This is a genomic window from Klebsiella sp. LTGPAF-6F, assembly GCF_001753185.1.
GTDB classification, from domain to species: Bacteria; Pseudomonadota; Gammaproteobacteria; order Enterobacterales; family Enterobacteriaceae; genus Klebsiella; species Klebsiella michiganensis.
On the sequence record NZ_CP017450.1, the window covers coordinates 5,296,830 to 5,313,493 of the forward strand.

The 16,664-nt window shown below is 56.7% G+C and carries 17 protein-coding genes; 6 read left to right on the forward strand and 11 right to left on the reverse strand.

What is annotated here, in order from left to right; translation table 11 throughout:
• Positions 1 to 92 precede the first annotated feature (92 nt).
• The 6 genes from BJF97_RS24755 to epd all read right to left on the reverse strand — a co-directional run bounded on the left by BJF97_RS24755 (position 93) and on the right by epd (position 6,193).
• Positions 93 to 860 carry an oxidative stress defense protein gene (locus BJF97_RS24755; RefSeq protein ID WP_014226815.1) on the reverse strand — a complete coding sequence of 256 codons (768 nt, stop codon included), beginning with the start codon at positions 858 to 860 and terminating at the stop codon, positions 93 to 95.
• Positions 861 to 950: 90 nt separating this feature from the next.
• Entirely contained in the window at positions 951 to 1,586 is a 636-nt protein-coding gene (gene argO, locus BJF97_RS24760) for an arginine exporter ArgO (protein ID WP_032693817.1), read from the reverse strand.
• 149 nt (positions 1,587 to 1,735) lie between these two features.
• Positions 1,736 to 2,593, reverse strand: a complete 858-nt coding sequence (locus tag BJF97_RS24765; RefSeq protein WP_014839522.1) for a small-conductance mechanosensitive channel MscS — start codon at positions 2,591 to 2,593, stop codon at positions 1,736 to 1,738.
• Positions 2,594 to 2,781: 188 nt separating this feature from the next.
• Entirely contained in the window at positions 2,782 to 3,861 is a 1,080-nt protein-coding gene (gene fbaA / locus BJF97_RS24770; RefSeq protein ID WP_009654956.1) for a class II fructose-bisphosphate aldolase, read from the reverse strand.
• Between the two features lie 97 nt (positions 3,862 to 3,958).
• Complete coding sequence (gene pgk / locus BJF97_RS24775) at positions 3,959 to 5,122, reverse strand: phosphoglycerate kinase (RefSeq protein WP_014226818.1); 1,164 nt, start codon at positions 5,120 to 5,122, stop codon at positions 3,959 to 3,961.
• A 51-nt stretch (positions 5,123 to 5,173) separates the two neighbouring features.
• Positions 5,174 to 6,193, reverse strand: a complete 1,020-nt coding sequence (gene epd, locus BJF97_RS24780; protein ID WP_014839523.1) for an erythrose-4-phosphate dehydrogenase — start codon at positions 6,191 to 6,193, stop codon at positions 5,174 to 5,176.
• Between the two features lie 376 nt (positions 6,194 to 6,569).
• Between epd and BJF97_RS24785 the strand changes: the two genes are divergently transcribed.
• From BJF97_RS24785 to BJF97_RS24805, 5 genes are read left to right on the forward strand one after another with little or no spacing between them, the layout of a single operon-like run.
• A complete protein-coding gene (locus BJF97_RS24785) occupies positions 6,570 to 6,995 on the forward strand; it encodes a PPC domain-containing DNA-binding protein (protein ID WP_032693818.1) in 426 nt (141 codons plus the stop codon).
• A 23-nt stretch (positions 6,996 to 7,018) separates the two neighbouring features.
• Positions 7,019 to 7,597 (forward strand): ECF transporter S component, encoded by a 579-nt coding sequence (locus tag BJF97_RS24790; RefSeq protein ID WP_014226821.1) that lies wholly within the window; start codon positions 7,019 to 7,021, stop codon positions 7,595 to 7,597.
• The gene (locus BJF97_RS24795) at positions 7,597 to 8,304 is read left to right on the forward strand and encodes an energy-coupling factor transporter transmembrane component T (RefSeq protein ID WP_014226822.1); all 708 of its coding nucleotides are present in this window, start codon (positions 7,597 to 7,599) and stop codon (positions 8,302 to 8,304) included. The genes BJF97_RS24790 and BJF97_RS24795 overlap by 1 nt, the downstream gene beginning before the upstream one ends.
• Positions 8,292 to 8,969, forward strand: a complete 678-nt coding sequence (locus BJF97_RS24800) for an ABC transporter ATP-binding protein (protein ID WP_014226823.1) — start codon at positions 8,292 to 8,294, stop codon at positions 8,967 to 8,969. Before BJF97_RS24795 ends, BJF97_RS24800 begins: the two co-directional genes overlap by 13 nt.
• Positions 8,963 to 9,619 carry an ABC transporter ATP-binding protein gene (locus BJF97_RS24805; RefSeq protein ID WP_032693819.1) on the forward strand — a complete coding sequence of 219 codons (657 nt, stop codon included), beginning with the start codon at positions 8,963 to 8,965 and terminating at the stop codon, positions 9,617 to 9,619. Before BJF97_RS24800 ends, BJF97_RS24805 begins: the two co-directional genes overlap by 7 nt.
• Before the next feature lie 129 nt (positions 9,620 to 9,748).
• Here BJF97_RS24805 and tkt read toward each other — a convergent pair whose 3' ends face one another.
• Complete coding sequence (gene tkt / locus BJF97_RS24810; RefSeq protein ID WP_070083015.1) at positions 9,749 to 11,740, reverse strand: transketolase; 1,992 nt, start codon at positions 11,738 to 11,740, stop codon at positions 9,749 to 9,751.
• A 279-nt stretch (positions 11,741 to 12,019) separates the two neighbouring features.
• On the opposite strand from tkt, the gene BJF97_RS24815 reads away from it, so the two are divergent.
• Positions 12,020 to 12,778 (forward strand): M48 family metallopeptidase, encoded by a 759-nt coding sequence (locus tag BJF97_RS24815; RefSeq protein WP_032692845.1) that lies wholly within the window; start codon positions 12,020 to 12,022, stop codon positions 12,776 to 12,778.
• A gap of 167 nt (positions 12,779 to 12,945) precedes the next feature.
• On the opposite strand, the gene speB is transcribed toward BJF97_RS24815, so the two are convergent.
• The 4 genes from speB to BJF97_RS34825 form a co-directional block, all read right to left on the reverse strand.
• Entirely contained in the window at positions 12,946 to 13,866 is a 921-nt protein-coding gene (gene speB, locus BJF97_RS24820; protein WP_004205166.1) for an agmatinase, read from the reverse strand.
• 211 nt (positions 13,867 to 14,077) lie between these two features.
• Positions 14,078 to 16,054: a biosynthetic arginine decarboxylase gene (speA, locus tag BJF97_RS24825; RefSeq protein ID WP_071957372.1), complete on the reverse strand. Its 1,977-nt coding sequence runs from the start codon at positions 16,052 to 16,054 to the stop codon at positions 14,078 to 14,080.
• Positions 16,047 to 16,193 carry an acid stress response protein YqgB gene (gene yqgB / locus BJF97_RS33040; protein WP_014226828.1) on the reverse strand — a complete coding sequence of 49 codons (147 nt, stop codon included), beginning with the start codon at positions 16,191 to 16,193 and terminating at the stop codon, positions 16,047 to 16,049. The genes speA and yqgB overlap by 8 nt, the downstream gene beginning before the upstream one ends.
• Before the next feature lie 85 nt (positions 16,194 to 16,278).
• Entirely contained in the window at positions 16,279 to 16,428 is a 150-nt protein-coding gene (locus tag BJF97_RS34825; RefSeq protein ID WP_155774231.1) for a hypothetical protein, read from the reverse strand.
• Between the last annotated feature and the right edge of the window lie 236 nt (positions 16,429 to 16,664).

The window sequence follows — 16,664 nt, forward strand, 5'->3', positions numbered from 1 at the left end:
TCCTTACCTTATTCAGGGAAAAGACTTTTGTCGCGCTCTCAATTTTACAGATAGTGACAGAAAAAACCCGGCGCGAAGGCCGGGCGACAGGATTACTGTGCGGCTTTGGGTTCTTCAGCGGGTTTCGCCGGTTCCGCAGATGCTGGCGCAGGCTGGGTCGGCTGCAGCTCAAACACCACGTCCACCTGGTCATCAAACTGAATGGTCGCCTGCTCGTAGGTTTCCTGAGCAGAAACCGGCGCCGCATCGGCTTTCATCATCCGCACCATCGGGCTCGGCTGGTAGTTGGAGACATGATAGCGAACGCTGTAGACGGGCCCCAGTTTGCCGTGGAACCCGGTAGCCAGCTCCTGAGCCTGGTGAATGGCATCATCAATCGCCGCTTTACGCGCTTTATCTTTATAAGCGTCCGGCTGCGCCACGCCCAGTGAGACCGAACGGATCTCATTCAGGCCGGCTTTAAGCGCCCCATCTAACAGACCGTTGAGCTTATCCAGCTGGCGCAGCGTCACTTCAACGCTACGCACCGCGCGGTAGCCCTTAAGAATGCTTTTACCGTTCTGATAGTCGTAATCAGGCTGGGTACGCAGGTTAGCTGAGTTAATGTCTTTCTTCGCAATGCCGCTCTTCTCCAGGAAGGAGAGATACTGGGCCACGCGCTCATCGGCCTGTTTTTTAGCGGATGCCGCGTCTTTCGCGGAGACGTTTACTTCAATCGCCAGCGTAGCGATATCAGGAACCGCAGCGACGCTGGCGGTACCTGAAGTGACAATATGTGGGCCGTTTGGCAACTCGTTTGCCTGAACCGCCATTGCGCTAAATCCGAGTGCCGCCGCCAGGGCCATGACTTTTAACTTCACTGTCGTTTCTCCATCTTACATTGGTCGTCTATACGCAGACGCATGCCTGCAAGCTTAGCGCGTACGCGGAGAAAGTCCATCGGACAAGGCTTAGTTAAGCAGCGCCTGCACATGAGCGAAGCCGTCCTTCGCCAGCTGGAAGGCAATGACCCACATCACCAGACCGACCAGCACGTTGATAATGCGCTGCGCCTTCGCCGTACGCAGGCGCGGAGCGAGCCAGGCGGCCAGCAGGGCCAGCCCAAAGAACCATAAGAATGAGGCGCTGATGGTACCTAAGGCAAACCAGCGCTTCGGCTCCATCGCCAGCTGCCCGCCAAGGCTGCCGAGAACCACAAACGTATCCAGATACACGTGCGGATTCAGCCAGGTGACCGCCAGCATGGTGACGATAATTTTCCAGCGCCCCTGCTTCATCACTTCCGCGCTGGCCAGCGCCAGATTGCTGCTCAAGGCCGTTTTCAGCGCGCCAAAGCCGTACCACAATAAAAAAGCGACGCCGCCCCAGGTCACCAGCGCCAGCAGCCACGGTGACTGCATCAGCAGCGCGCTGCCGCCAAAAATCCCGGCGCAGATCAGCAGCAGATCGCTGATGGCGCACAGCAGAGCAATCATCAGGTGGTACTGACGGCGAATGCCCTGATTCATCACAAAGGCGTTTTGCGGACCGAGCGGCAAAATCATGGCCGCTCCCAGGGCAAGGCCCTGAAAGTAATACGATAACATCGCAAGTGATTTCCACTGAAAGAGTCAATGCCGGGGAATATAGCGCGCGGAAATCATTAGAGGAAATTGAAAATTTTAATCGTTAATAAGAACTACTAATAGGGCGCAGAAAAAAGGCCGGACGAACCGGCCTGTATAAAAGAGGAGAATTACTCTGCTTTTTCCTGCGGACGAATGACGTGAACGTCCATCTGCGGATACGGGAAGCCGATGCCGTTGGCGTCAAAGTCGCGCTTAATACGCTCCAGAACGTCCCAGTATACGCTTTGCAGATCGCTGCTCTTACTCCATACGCGCACCACGTAGTTCACCGAAGAAGCGCCCAGTTCATTGAGACGCACGGTCATTTCACGATCTTTGAGGATACGTTCATCCGATTCGATGATATTGGTGAGCAGCTGCTTCACTTTATCGATATCAGCGTCGTAGGCCACGCCGATGATAAACTCGTTGCGGCGCACCGGCTCGCGGGAGAAGTTGATGATATTCCCGGCAATGATTTTACCGTTCGGCACCACCACGATTTTGCCATCCGCGCTGCGCAGGGTCGTGGAGAAAATCTGCACGTTCAGCACGGTTCCCGCGATACCGCCAAGGTCAACGTATTCACCGGCGCGGAACGGGCGGAAGACCACCAGCAGGACGCCAGCGGCAAGGTTAGACAGCGAGCCCTGCAGCGCCAGACCGACGGCTAAGCCCGCGGCGCCGAGCACCGCGATCACCGAGGCGGTTTGCACGCCCACGCGGCCGAGAGCGGCGATCAGGGTAAAAGCAATAACGGCGTAGCGTACCAGCGCAGAGAGAAAATCGGCAACGGTGGCATCAATATGCCGCGCCCGCATCAGGCGATTGACGGTGTTGGAAACAATCCGCGCCACGATCAAACCGACAATAATAATCGCGATAGCCGCGACAATGTTGACGGCATAGCTCAGCAGTAATGCCTGATTGCGCACCAGCCATGAACCGGCGTTATTTATGCTATCGACAACGTTCAAATCTTCCATTCAACTTTCCTTATGGATACCCGGACGGGGAAAAAATAACCAAACCTGATAATTACAAACAGGTTAAGGGTAAACAATAAGAGTGCGTTTTGCCAAATTGATCACATTTATTTAGCAACATTTCATGTTGTTCAGATAATAAAAAAGCCCGCATTTCTGCGGGCTTCCGGGTAAGCAACAAATCTTTCTTACAGGACGTCGATCGCGTTCAGCTCTTTAAATGCCTGCTCCAGACGGGTCACCATGGACGTCTGTGCAGCGCGCAGCCATACGCGCGGATCGTAGTATTTCTTGTTCGGCTGGTCTTCGCCTTTCGGGTTGCCCAGCTGGCCCTGCAGGTAAGCTTCGTTAGTTTTGTAGTACTGCAGGATACCGTCCCAGGTTGCCCATTGGGTATCGGTATCGATGTTCATTTTGATCACGCCGTAGCTTACGGAGTCTTTGATTTCCTGAGCGGAAGAACCGGAACCACCGTGGAATACGAAGTTCAGGCTGTTGTGCGGCAGGTTGTGTTTCTTAGAAACGTATTCCTGAGAGTCGCGCAGGATAGTCGGGGTCAGTACCACGTTGCCCGGCTTGTAAACGCCGTGTACGTTACCGAAGGAAGCGGCGATGGTGAAACGCGGGCTGATTTTGCTCAGCTCGGTGTACGCGTAATCAACGTCTTCCGGCTGGGTGTACAGAGCAGAAGCGTCCATGTGGCTGTTGTCCACGCCGTCTTCTTCGCCGCCGGTGCAGCCCAGTTCGATTTCCAGAGTCATGTCCATTTTGGCCATACGCGCCAGGTACTTAGAACAGATCTCGATGTTTTCGTGCAGGGACTCTTCAGACAGGTCAATCATGTGAGAAGAGAACAGCGGTTTACCGGTCGCGGCGAAGTGTTTTTCACCCGCGTCCAGCAGACCGTCGATCCACGGCAGCAGTTTCTTAGCGCAGTGGTCAGTGTGCAGGATAACCGGAACACCGTAATGTTCAGCCATCTGATGAACGTGATGCGCGCCAGAGATAGCGCCCAGGATGGCTGCGCCCTGAGGAACGTCAGTTTTCACGCCTTTGCCCGCGATGAACGCTGCGCCGCCGTTAGAGAACTGAACGATAACCGGAGAACGAACTTTTGCAGCTGCTTCCAGAACGGCGTTGATGGAATCAGTACCCACGCAGTTTACCGCTGGCAGAGCAAAGTTGTTTTCTTTAGCTACCTGGAACACTTTCTGAACGTCGTCGCCAGTGATGACGCCCGGTTTTACGAAATCAAAAATTTTAGACATGTTACGTAGTCCTGTATCTGTATCTTCGACCGTTGAAGAAGGTTCGCGAGCTTTTACGCGCGCTGAAAAACAGGCGGGTCTCCCCGCCTGAACTGAATTACTGCTTAGCGCGCTCTTCGAGCATGGCTACTGCCGGCAGAACTTTACCTTCCACGAATTCGAGGAATGCGCCGCCGCCGGTGGAGATGTAGGAGATTTTGTCAGCAATGCCGAACAGGTCGATTGCTGCCAGGGTGTCGCCGCCGCCTGCGATGGAGAACGCTTCGCTATCTGCGATGGCGTTAGCTACGATTTCAGTCCCTTTGCGGAAGTTCGGGAATTCGAACACGCCGACCGGGCCGTTCCACAGGATGGTTTTGGCATTTTTCAGGATTTCAGCCAGTTTCTCTGCGGAAGCATCGCCCAGGTCCAGAATCTGCTCTTCATCTTTGATGTCGTTAACAGATTTCAGGGTAGCGGTTGCGGTTTCAGAGAACTCGGTTGCCACGCGAACGTCAGTCGGAACCGGGATATCGCAGGTCGTCAGCAGGCGTTTCGCTTCGTCAACCAGATCGGCTTCGTACAGGGACTTACCGACGTTGTGGCCCTGAGCGGCAACGAAGGTGTTGGCAATGCCGCCGCCGACGATCAGCTGGTCAGCGATTTTAGACAGGGAGTCCAGAACGGTCAGTTTGGTAGAAACTTTAGAACCACCCACGATAGCAACCATCGGACGAGCCGGTTCTTTCAGCGCTTTACCCAGGGCGTCCAGCTCAGCGGCCAGCAGCGGACCTGCGCAAGCGACGTCAGCGAATTTGCCGATACCGTGAGTAGAAGCCTGCGCGCGGTGAGCGGTACCGAACGCATCCATAACAAAGACATCGCACAGCGCAGCGTATTTTTTCGCCAGCGCTTCGTCATCTTTTTTCTCGCCTTTGTTAAAGCGAACGTTTTCCAGAACCACCAGCTCACCGGCAGCGACTTCAACGCCGTCCAGGTAATCTTTAACCAGACGTACCGGGTTAGACAGTTTGTCTTTGAGGTAGTTAACAACCGGCAGCAGAGAGAATTCTTCGTTGTACTCGCCTTCGGTAGGACGACCCAGGTGGGAAGTGACCATCACTTTCGCACCCTGTTTCAGGGCCAGTTCGATGGTCGGCAGAGAAGCACGGATACGCGCGTCGCTGGTTACTTTCCCTTCTTTAACCGGTACGTTCAGATCCGCACGGATAAAAACGCGTTTACCAGCCAGATCCAGATCGGTCATCTTAATTACAGACATGGTGAATCCTCTCGTTGATTCTTGATAAAGTTTTGCAGGCGCCTGAGCGCCTTACCTGAAACCTTGTGCGGCCATCGCTAACGTGGTGTCGAGCATCCGGTTAGCAAAGCCCCATTCGTTATCGCACCAGACCAGCGTTTTGATCAAATGCGCGCCACTTACCCGCGTTTGTGTGCCATCGACAATGGCGCTATGGGGATCGTGGTTGAAATCTATCGAGACTAACGGCAATTCCGTATAGTCAACTATACCATGAAATGCACCCAGTGCTGCTTTTTGCAGCAACTGGTTGACTTCACTTGCTTTTACCGGTTTTTTCACCGTTACGCTAAGGTCGATCGCCGTCACATTAATCGTCGGTACACGAACCGCGATCGCTTCAAAGCGATCGTTAAACTGAGGGAAAAAACGCGTGATCCCCGCAGCAAGCTTAGTATCAACCGGGATGATTGATTGGCTGGCCGCTCGCGTCCTGCGTAAATCCGGATGCCAGGAATCAATGACCTGCTGATCGTTCATTGATGAGTGGATCGTGGTTACCGTTCCTGACTCTATGCCGTAGGCATCATCTAACAGCTTAATGACCGGAATAATGCAGTTGGTGGTGCAGGAGGCGTTGGAGACGATACGGTGCTCGGTTCTGAGCTCAGCATGATTTACGCCAAAAACGATCGTCGCGTCGAGGTCGTTGCCGCCAGGGTGTGAAAAAAGCACTTTTCTGGCGCCGGCCTGAAGATGGGCTTCGCCATGCTCGCGGCTGCCGTAAACGCCGGTACAGTCAAGCACCACATCAACCGCCAGTTCCCGCCAGGGCAACGCCTCAAGGGAAGATTCATGCAGAAGACGAATGGCATCGTCGCCAACAAACAGCTGCTCTCTCTCCTGACGTATATCCCAGGCAAAGCGCCCATGGCTGGTGTCATATTTCAATAAATGCGCGATGCCGGCAGCATCCGCCAGTTCATTGATTGCCACCACGGTAATTTCCGCACGACGCCCGGATTCATACAAAGCACGAACCACGTTACGCCCGATGCGACCGAAGCCATTAATCGCAATGCGTATGGTCATAGGTCTCCTGCAAGGCTATCCATGATATGAGGTGGCTGACAGAGTAATGCAGCAACGCTCTAAGGGAAACCTTACCTGTCGCAAACTGCGACTGATTGATTAATTGTCGAACATTTAGACGACTGAAACGCTTCAGCTAGAATAAGCCAAACAAGGAATAAAAGGAATGATTGTCCAGCCGGAGAAACCATTTATCTGACTTACATCACACTTTTACCCTCTCTGCCGTGGAATTTATTCCCTATTCCACAATGACGAATAAGCGTAGCAAAATCTTTTCGTTGCCGGGCGGCAAACACTGATTTATATCAGAAACTATACCGTTTAGCGGCGATATGATGACCGTTACGTCCGAGTCTCGGAGTCCCTCGAAAAAATGACAATCCCCCACTTGCAGCCCTCTGCGGCTCGTTACTATGCGCTTCGCTTACTTCCGGGCGAGGAGGTTTTTTCACGCCTGCGCGCCTTCATACAAGAGCAACAGATTCAGGCTGCCTGGATAGCCGGCTGTACCGGCAGCTTAAGCGATGCGGCATTACGTTTTGCCGGCCAGGATGAGACCACTTTTTTGACCGGAACCTATGAGGTTATCTCCCTGAACGGCACGCTGGAATGGCAAGGCGAACATCTCCATTTAGCGATATCCGATCCGCAAGGCGCTATGCTCGGCGGCCATATGATGCCCGGCTGTACCGTCCGCACCACCCTTGAGCTGGTGATAGGCGAACTGACCTCCCTGGCGTTTAGCCGTCAGCCGTGCGCGGTTTCCGGCTATGACGAACTGGTCATTTCATCCCGATAACTTTTCCCCTTAAAGAGGTTTATATGGCTCGTCGCCAATTTACCAGCCAGTCCCTGGTGCTGATTGCGATCGCCGTCGCCATCAATATGATCGGCGGACAGCTCATCAGTCTGTTAAAGCTTCCCATCTTTCTCGATTCGATCGGCACCTTAATCAGCGCGGTTTTACTCGGCCCGGTCATTGGAATGTTGACCGGGTTACTGACCAACCTCCTGTGGGGGCTGCTGACCGATCCGATTGCCGCCGCCTTTGCGCCGGTGGCGATGGTGATTGGTCTGGTCGCCGGATGGCTGGCGCGCGCGGGATGGTTCCGCACCTTACCGAAGGTGGTCATTAGCGGCGTTGTCATTACCCTCGCCGTGACCGCGGTCGCCGTACCGCTGCGTACGGCGCTGTTCGGCGGCGTGACGGGCAGCGGCGCGGATCTGTTTGTCGCCTGGATCCATTCGGCAGGTCAGAATCTGCTGGAATCGGTGGCGATTACCGTCTTAGGCGCTAATCTGGTGGATAAAATCCTTACCGCGATTATCGTCTGGATCCTGCTGCGCCAGCTGCCGCTGCGCACGCTGCGTCAGTTTCCTGCGATGTCTGCCGTACGCTAATGCACCCTTTTACGTCATTAACCCTCTGGGCGCTGGCGGCGGCGACTACGCTGCTGCTGCCCGCAGAGACGGCGCTGCCGGTGTATAGCGCTGCGGCATTTCTCAGCTTGCTGCTGTTCAGGGCGACGCGGCGGCGGGCAAAATACGTCGCCTGGCTCCTCTTCTCGCTGGGCATTGGCCTGTGGCTGGTCCACGGCGGCTGGTTTACCCAGTGGCTGAGCGGCCACCCCCGCGACCCGCAGCGCTGGGCCAGCGCCATCACGCTGTGGCTGAGAATTCTGGCGATTGTTTCAACGTCACAGCTGTGGATGGAGTACGTACCGGTACAGCGCTTTATTCGCGCCCTGTTTGCTTCACGCCTGCCGCCGGGCGTCGCTTATCTGTTCGCTGGCCCGCTGCTGGTTGTCGAACAGCTAAAGCGCCAGCTGACGATTATCCACGAGGCCCAACGCGCCCGCGGCGTACCGCTGGACGAGAACGGCTATCAGCGGCTGCGCGCTATGCCTGCGCTCATTATCCCTCTGACCCACAACGCGCTTAACGATCTGGCGATACGCGGAGCGGCGCTGGATATGCGGGCATTTCGTTTACATCGTCGGCGCACCACGCTTTGGGCGCCGAAAGACAGCGCCTTACAACGTCTGGCGCGTTACGGCATGCTGCTGGCGATGGTCGCTGAAGCTGGAGCCTGGCTATGGTTACGTTAGAACAATTCCGCTACCACCCGACCCAGGCGGCGCGATCTGCGGCATGCTTTGATTTCCATTATTCGCAGCCCGGCATGGTGGCGATTTTTGGCGATAGCGGCAGCGGGAAAAGCACTCTGGCGCAGATTATGGCGGGCTGGTATCCGGATTTTCTGCCCGGCGATATCGAAGGTAAAGGCACCCTGCTTGGTATCCCCATCGGCCAGCAATCGCTGGTCGAACGGGCGCAGGCCATCCAGCTGGTCCAGCAATCACCCTATCTCCAGCTTTCCGGCTGTACCTTCAGCGTCGAAGAAGAGGTCGCTTTTGGCCCTGAAAATCTCTGCCTCAGCGAAGAGGAGATTATGCGCCGTATTGACGAAGCGCTGACGCTGACGGCGTGCCAGGCGTTACGACATCGCCACCCCTCCACGCTATCCGGGGGAGAAACCCAGCGGGTGGCGATCGCCTGCGCGCTGGCTATGCGGCCAACGCTACTGATCCTTGACGAAGCCTTTAGCCGCCTGACGGCGCAGGCAAGCGCTATGCTTCTGGAGCGCCTGGGGCACTGGGCGCTGGCGCAGCGTTCGTTGATTATCCTTTTTGAACGCCCCCCTTCGCCTTTTCTTGCCTGGTGTCAGCAGGGATGGCGACTGCACGATGGAGCGCTTTCCCCGCTATGCTAACGTTGAATCAGGTGACCTGGCGCTGGCCCGGCGCGACGGCTGACTGTCTGCAAAATATCTCGCTGGCGCTCGGCCAGGGGGAATGGCTGGCGCTCACCGGCGATAACGGCGCGGGGAAATCCACCCTGCTGCGGGTGATGGCCGGACTGCTACCCGCCACGTCCGGTAGCGTCAATTTGCTGGATAAGCCGATTGCGCAATACAAAAACCGTCAACGCGCCAATATCATCGGCGTGCTGTTTCAGGAGGCCGAAAACCAGCTCTTCCACAGCAAAGTCGCGGAAGAGGTCGCCTTTGGGCTGCGGCTCCAGAAACTGCCTCCTGCGGAGGTTGCGCAACGCACCGCGGCGGCGCTGAAATTATGCCGGCTGGAGAGCGTAGCCGACGCGCATCCGCTGGATTTACATACCGCCCAACGCAGGATGGTCGCCGTCGCCTCTCTGGAAGCCATGGCGCCAGAAATACTGCTGCTTGACGAACCCAGCCGCGATTTTGACCAGCACTGGCTGGCAATATTTGAAGCGTGGCTGGCGGTTTGCCGCAAAAGAGGGGCCAGCGTAGTGGCCATCAGCCACGATGAGGCGTTTACACGGCGGCACTTTTCCCGCCGGGTGCTTCTGGAAAAAGGCAGGGTGCTGAGGGTGGTCTGAAAAAGAAACGGGCCGCCAGAGCGACCCGTTTTTTACGGCGGCAGCCAGAGTTTTTACCCGGAGGCGGTGCTGCGCACCTGTCCGGGCTACCCGACCGCGCTGGCCCGTAACCCGGAGGCGGTAAAAGAACTACAGCAGCGCTTTCGCTTTCGCGACCACGTTGTCCACGGTGAAGCCAAACTCTTCAAACAGCTGCTCCGCCGGCGCAGACTCACCGAAGGTGGTCATGCCAACGATCGCGCCATTCAGGCCCACGTATTTGAACCAGTAGTCGGCGATACCCGCTTCGATGGCCACGCGCGCAGAGACGGCTTTCGGCAGCACGGCTTCACGGTAAGCGGCATCCTGCTTGTCGAACGCGTCGGTGGACGGCATGGAAACCACGCGCGCCTTCACGCCTTCGGCTGTCAGTTTTTCGTAAGCGCCAACCGCCAGCTCCACTTCAGAACCGGTGGCGATGAAGATCAGCTCCGGCTGTCCCGCGCAGTCTTTCAGCACGTAGCCGCCGCGGGCGACGTTCGCCAGCTGCTCTTCGGTACGCTCCTGCTGCGCCAGGTTCTGACGGGAGAGGATCAGCGCGGTCGGGCCGTCCTGACGCTCCACGCCGTATTTCCACGCAATGGCGGATTCCACCTGGTCGCACGGACGCCATGTGGACATGTTCGGAGTGACGCGCAGGGAAGCCACCTGCTCAACCGGCTGGTGCGTCGGGCCGTCTTCGCCCAGACCGATGGAGTCGTGAGTGTAGACCATCACCTGACGCTGCTTCATCAGCGCCGCCATACGTACCGCGTTACGCGCGTACTCGACGAACATCAGGAAGGTGGAGGTGTACGGCAGGAAACCGCCGTGCAGGGCGATACCGTTGGCAATCGCGGTCATACCGAATTCACGCACGCCGTAGTGGATATAGTTACCGGCAGCGTCTTCGTTGATGGCCTTAGAGCCGGACCACAGGGTCAGGTTACTTGGCGCCAGGTCAGCGGAGCCGCCGAGGAACTCAGGCAGCAGCGGGCCGAAAGCTTCAATGGCGTTCTGGGACGCTTTACGGCTGGCGATTTTCGCCGGGTTAGCCTGCAGCTTCGCGATGAATTCGTTCGCTTTCGCGTCGAAATCGGCCGGCATCTCGCCTTTCATACGGCGGGTAAACTCGGCGGCTTCCTGCGGGAAGGCTCTGGCGTAGGCGGCGAATTTCTCGTTCCACGCGGACTCTTTCGCCTGGCCGGCTTCTTTGGCATCCCACCGGGCATAGATTTCAGACGGGATTTCAAACGCCGGGTGTTTCCAGCCGAGCGCTTCGCGGGTCAGCGCGATTTCCGCGTCGCCCAGCGGCGCGCCGTGGGAGTCGTGGGTACCGGCTTTGTTCGGCGAACCGAAACCGATGATGGTTTTGCACATCAGCAGGGACGGTTTGTCGGTGACCGCACGCGCTTCTTCTACCGCGCGTTTAATCGAGTCAGCATCGTGACCGTCAACGCCGCGCACCACGTGCCAGCCGTAGGCTTCAAAACGCTTCGCGGTGTCATCGGTGAACCAGCCTTCCACGTGACCGTCGATAGAGATGCCGTTGTCGTCATAGAACGCCACCAGCTTGCCCAGTTTCAGGGTACCGGCCAGGGAGCATACCTCGTGAGAGATACCTTCCATCATGCAGCCGTCGCCCATGAACGCGTAGGTGAAGTGGTCAACAATGTCGTGGCCCGGGCGGTTGAACTGCGCCGCCAGAGTTTTCTCCGCGATGGCCATACCAACCGCATTCGCAATACCCTGACCCAGCGGACCGGTGGTGGTTTCCACGCCCGCGGTGTAGCCGACTTCCGGGTGACCCGGCGTTTTAGAGTGCAGCTGACGGAAGTTCTTCAGCTCTTCAATCGGCAGATCATAACCGGTGAGGTGCAGCAGGCTGTAAATCAGCATGGAACCGTGGCCGTTGGACAGGACAAAACGGTCGCGGTCGGCCCAGGACGGGTTCTGCGGGTTATGATTCAGGAAATCACGCCACAGGACTTCGGCAATGTCAGCCATACCCATCGGGGCACCCGGGTGACCGGATTTGGCTTTCTGTACTGCGTCCATGCTCAGCGCACGAATAGCGTTAGCAAGCTCTTTACGTGAGGACATTTTGACTCCAGATCGGATAATGAAGGCCATGCCCGCAACGACTTGACGACAGCGCGTTTTGGGCTACGCCGGAAAAAAGTGTGAACAATGTAACCTAAGCGGCAAAGCATGTACATGGAGCATCCTTTTGCCGTTTAAGAAATCTCTGGAACACGTTGTGCTACGGCGTAATCCTCTCGCCCGCATTCTCATATAGTATTTATAATTTGCACAGGATACGGCAGGCAGCCATCGCCGTTTTTTCGGATAAATAACCATAAGATTGTGGAAGATAAAAAAATGAAAATTCGCTCAGCTCTTCTTGCCCTTGGGATCGCAGCCACGCTTACCGGATGCCAGAACATGGATTCCAACGGCCTGCTTAGCTCCGGCGCGGAGGCTTTCCAGGCTTATTCGCTCAGCGACGAGCAGGTGAAAACCTTAAGCGACAAAGCCTGTCAGGAGATGGATGCGAAAGCGACTATCGCGCCTGCCAGCAGTGAATACAGCAAACGCCTGAGTAAAATCGCCGCCGCGCTGGGGGACAACATCAACGGCCAGCCGGTGAACTACAAGGTGTATCAAACTAAAGACGTTAACGCCTTCGCCATGGCTAACGGCTGCATCCGCGTTTACAGCGGACTGATGGATTTGATGAATGATAATGAAGTCGAAGCGGTTATCGGCCACGAAATGGGTCACGTCGCGCTGGGCCACGTGAAGAAAGGGATGCAGGTAGCGCTGGGCACCAACGCGGTACGCGCGGCGGCGGCCTCCGCGGGCGGCATCGTCGGCAGCCTGTCGCAGTCGCAACTGGGCGATCTGGGCGAGAAGCTGGTGAACTCGCAGTTCTCCCAGCGTCAGGAATCGGAAGCGGACGACTACTCGTACGATCTGCTGCGCAAGCGCGGCATTAATCCGGCAGGACTTGCCACCAGCTTCGAGAAACTGGCGAAGCTGGAAGCCGGACGCCAAAGCTCCATGTTTGATGACCACCCGGCATCGGAAGCCCGCGCTCAGCATATCCGCGATCGCATGAAGGCCGACGGGATTAAGTAAGCCCCGGCTCCCCAAGTGGCATAACAAACAGAATTGGGGGAGCTTATCGGTATGCCGGGTAGCGGCTCACACCTTACCCGGCAACACAACCTGCACTTATTCTTAGGCCGGTGCAAGCACTGCGCCTCCAGGTCGTTCGAGGAAAACGCACGCTGTGAGCGACCTGATTACTCGCCTTTTTTCGCCGCCTGAATGTAGAGCATTTCCAGCGCCAGCGTCGCTGCCGCCAGGGCGGTGATTTCGGACTGGTCGTAGGCCGGAGCGACTTCCACCACGTCCATGCCGACGATGTTCAGATCCTTCAGGCCGCGCACCAGCTTGATCGCACGATCGGAAGTCAGGCCGCCGATCACCGGCGTACCGGTACCCGGGGCAAACGCCGGATCCAGGCAGTCGATATCAAAGGTCAGGTACACCGGCATATCGCCGACGATCTGTTTCACCTGCGCAATCACATCGTCAACGCTGCGATCGTTAACCTGGCCCGCATCCAGCACCGTGAAGCCGTTGTCTTTATCAAACTCGGTACGGATACCGATCTGCACCGAATGATTCGGATCGATCAGGCCTTCGTTCGGCGCGGTGTAGAACATGGTGCCGTGGTCAAATTCGCAGCCATTGGCGTAGGTATCGGTATGGGCGTCGAAATGCACCAGCGCCATTTTGCCAAAGTGCTTCGCGTGAGCGCGCAGCAGCGGCAGCGTCACAAAGTGGTCGCCGCCAAAAGAGAGCATGCGTTTTCCTGCCGCCAGCAGTTTTTCCGCGTGGGCCTGCAGCTTTTCACTCATTTCACGCGCGTCGCCGAAGGCGTAAACCAGATCGCCGCAGTCCACGACGTTCAGGCGCTCGCGCATGTCAAAATTCCACGGGAAGCGGTTGTGCTCCCACGCAAGGTTCGTCGACACCTGGCGGATCGCCGCCGGGCCATGACGGCCGCCCGCGCGTCCGGAGGTCGCCATATCAAACGGTACGCCGGTGATGACCCAGTCCGCATCGCTGTCGTACGGCATGAAATTCATCGGTAGACGCAGAAAACCAAATGCGTTGGATACCAGGGAGTTATCGTATTGATGACCTAAGGTGCTCATGGGTATGACCTCTTTTACAGTCGTTGTATTGAAATACAAATATAAAAAAACCCTTCCGCGTCGTTAGGCCCGACGAGGAAGGGTTTGAATGAGTTTACTGCTTAGTTGGGCGAATTATCGCCGTAAATGTCTACGCGTTCAAGTGAGTCTGGCAAGTGGTGAACCAGGCCTCTCTCTCCCTCTTCCCTCTCCGCTACGGAGAGGGCATAGATCACTCGTCTTCCAGATAAGTGTAGCCGTATAAACCGGCCTCGAACTCTTCAAGGAACTGCTGCTGCAGGTCAGCGTCGAGATCGGTCTTTTTCACCTGATCGCGGAACTGGGTCAACAGCGTGTTCGGATCGAGCTGTACGTACTGCAGCATATCCGCGACGGTATCCCCTTCATCAGACAGCTCCACTTCGACGCTGCCGTCAGGGAAGACAAACACGTCGACGGCTTCCGTATCGCCGAACAGGTTGTGCATATTGCCGAGGATCTCCTGATAGGCGCCTACCATAAAGAAGCCCAGCATCGGCGGGTTATCCGGATCGTATTCCGGCATCGGCATGGTGGTCGCAATACCGTCGCCATCCACATAGTGGTCAATCGCGCCGTCGGAGTCGCAGGTGATATCCAGCAGCACCGCGCGGCGTTCCGGCACCATATTCAGCCCTTCCAGCGGCATCACCGGGAATAGCTGATCGATACCCCAGGCGTCCGGCATCGACTGGAACAGGGAGAAGTTGACGTAGATCTTATCCGCCATACGCTCCTGCAGTTCGTCGATAATCGGGCGATGCGCGCGGTTGCTGGGATCGAGCTGTTTCTGCACTTCATGGCACATATTGAGATACAGCTGCTCGGCCCAGGCGCGCTCCTGAAGATTAAAGGTGCCGGAGGAGTAGCCGATATGAATATCGTGCAGATCCATCTGGCTGTCGTGCAGCCATTCGCGCAGCGAGCGGCGATTGCCGGTTTCCTGCATCTCCTGCCAGGTTTCCCACATGCTTTGCAGCGGACGCGCGGCGTCTTCCGCGGGCGGGGTCGCCTCGGTATATTCGTTACGCTCAACGCCGATAATATTCGATACCAGCACGGTGTGGTGCGCCGTGACCGCGCGGCCGGATTCGGTGATCACCGTCGGGTGCGGCAGGCCGTTCTCTTCACAGGCATCGCCAATCGCCCAGATGATGTTGTTGGCGTATTCGTTCAGGCCGTAGTTCACCGAGCAGTCGGACTGCGAACGGGTCCCTTCATAGTCGACGCCGAGACCGCCGCCAACGTCGAAGCACTGAATATTCACGCCCAGCTTGTGCAGCTCAACGTAGAAACGCGCCGATTCACGTACGCCGGTGGCGATATCGCGAATATTGGCCATCTGCGAGCCAAGGTGGAAGTGCAGCAGCTGCAGGCTGTCCAGATGCCCGGCTGAGCGCAGAATTTCAACCAGCTGCAGAACCTGGGTCGCCGCGAGGCCAAATTTGGACTTTTCGCCGCCGGAGGACTGCCACTTACCGGAGCCCTGCGAAGCCAGACGCGCGCGCACGCCGAGACGCGGCACCACGTTCAGCCGCTCGGCCTCTTCCAGCACGATGGCGATTTCGGACATTTTCTCGATGACCAGATAGACCTTGTGGCCCATCTTTTCGCCCACCAGCGCCAGGCGGATATATTCACGGTCTTTATAACCGTTACAGACAATCACGCTGCGGGTCATACCGGCGTGCGCCAGTACCGCCATCAGCTCGGCCTTGGAGCCGGCTTCCAGGCCCAGCGGCTCGCCGGAGTGGATCAGCGATTCAATCACGCGACGATGCTGGTTAACCTTGATCGGATAAACCAGGAAGTAGTCACCGTTATAGCCATAAGATTCGCGCGCGCGTTTAAAGGCGGCGTTAATCGAACGCAGGCGGTGCTGCAAAATCTGCGGGAAGCAGAACAGCGCAGGCAGGCGCTGCCCCTGAGCTTCACGCGCTTTCACCAGCTCGGCAAGGTCAACGCGCGCTTCCGGGACGTCAGGATCCGGGCAGACGCTAATATGGCCCAGTTCGTTAACGTCGTAGTAGTTATTACCCCACCAGGCAATATTGTAAGTACGTAGCATCTTGCTGGCTTCCTGGGAGCTCATCGCAACCTCCTGCATGGAACGTAGTACACCGTGATCGCCTGCTGACGAAGGCGAAGATAAAGACATGTCGTCAGACATAGCGAACCTCAAATTTAGTAACAAGTGTAAAACAGTTGACTACTATCGCAATCCGAAGAAGCGATAACAACCCATAAACAGTCCGAAATCCCAGTAGATAGTGCTGGTCTTGCGGCTGAGCGACCGGTTTCTTATTCATATCATCGTAAAACACGTACCCGAACGGAGTATGACAGTCCGGAGAAACCACGAGAAAACCCTTGCTATCGCAAGAGCGCCCTTGTTCAGTTTTCCAGCAGCCTGCCGGCCCGGGAATCCTGAGAAGCGCCGAGATGGGTAGAACATCGGCTGGTTTGCATGAGAGAGATGCGGATTGAGGAGTAGTGACGCGCGACGGAACGACGCGACGAATCAGGCGAAAAACGTGGGTTCATTATCTGGTATCACCTCCACACTGCCCCGAGTCGGGCCAGCGACAAGCCAAAGCTATAGGTTCCGGACAGCCAGCGAAAACGCCGCTGCGGGACTCTGTCAATAGAGACTGCTTAACCCGGCTGGAAGTGGCGTCACGAGGTGAGTGCTCGTACGCTGTTTTAATGAGCCGCGCGCGGCGTTTTATACCGAGAAGCGGGGTAAAAAGCAAAATAAAAATATGCGCGTTGCCGGGTAT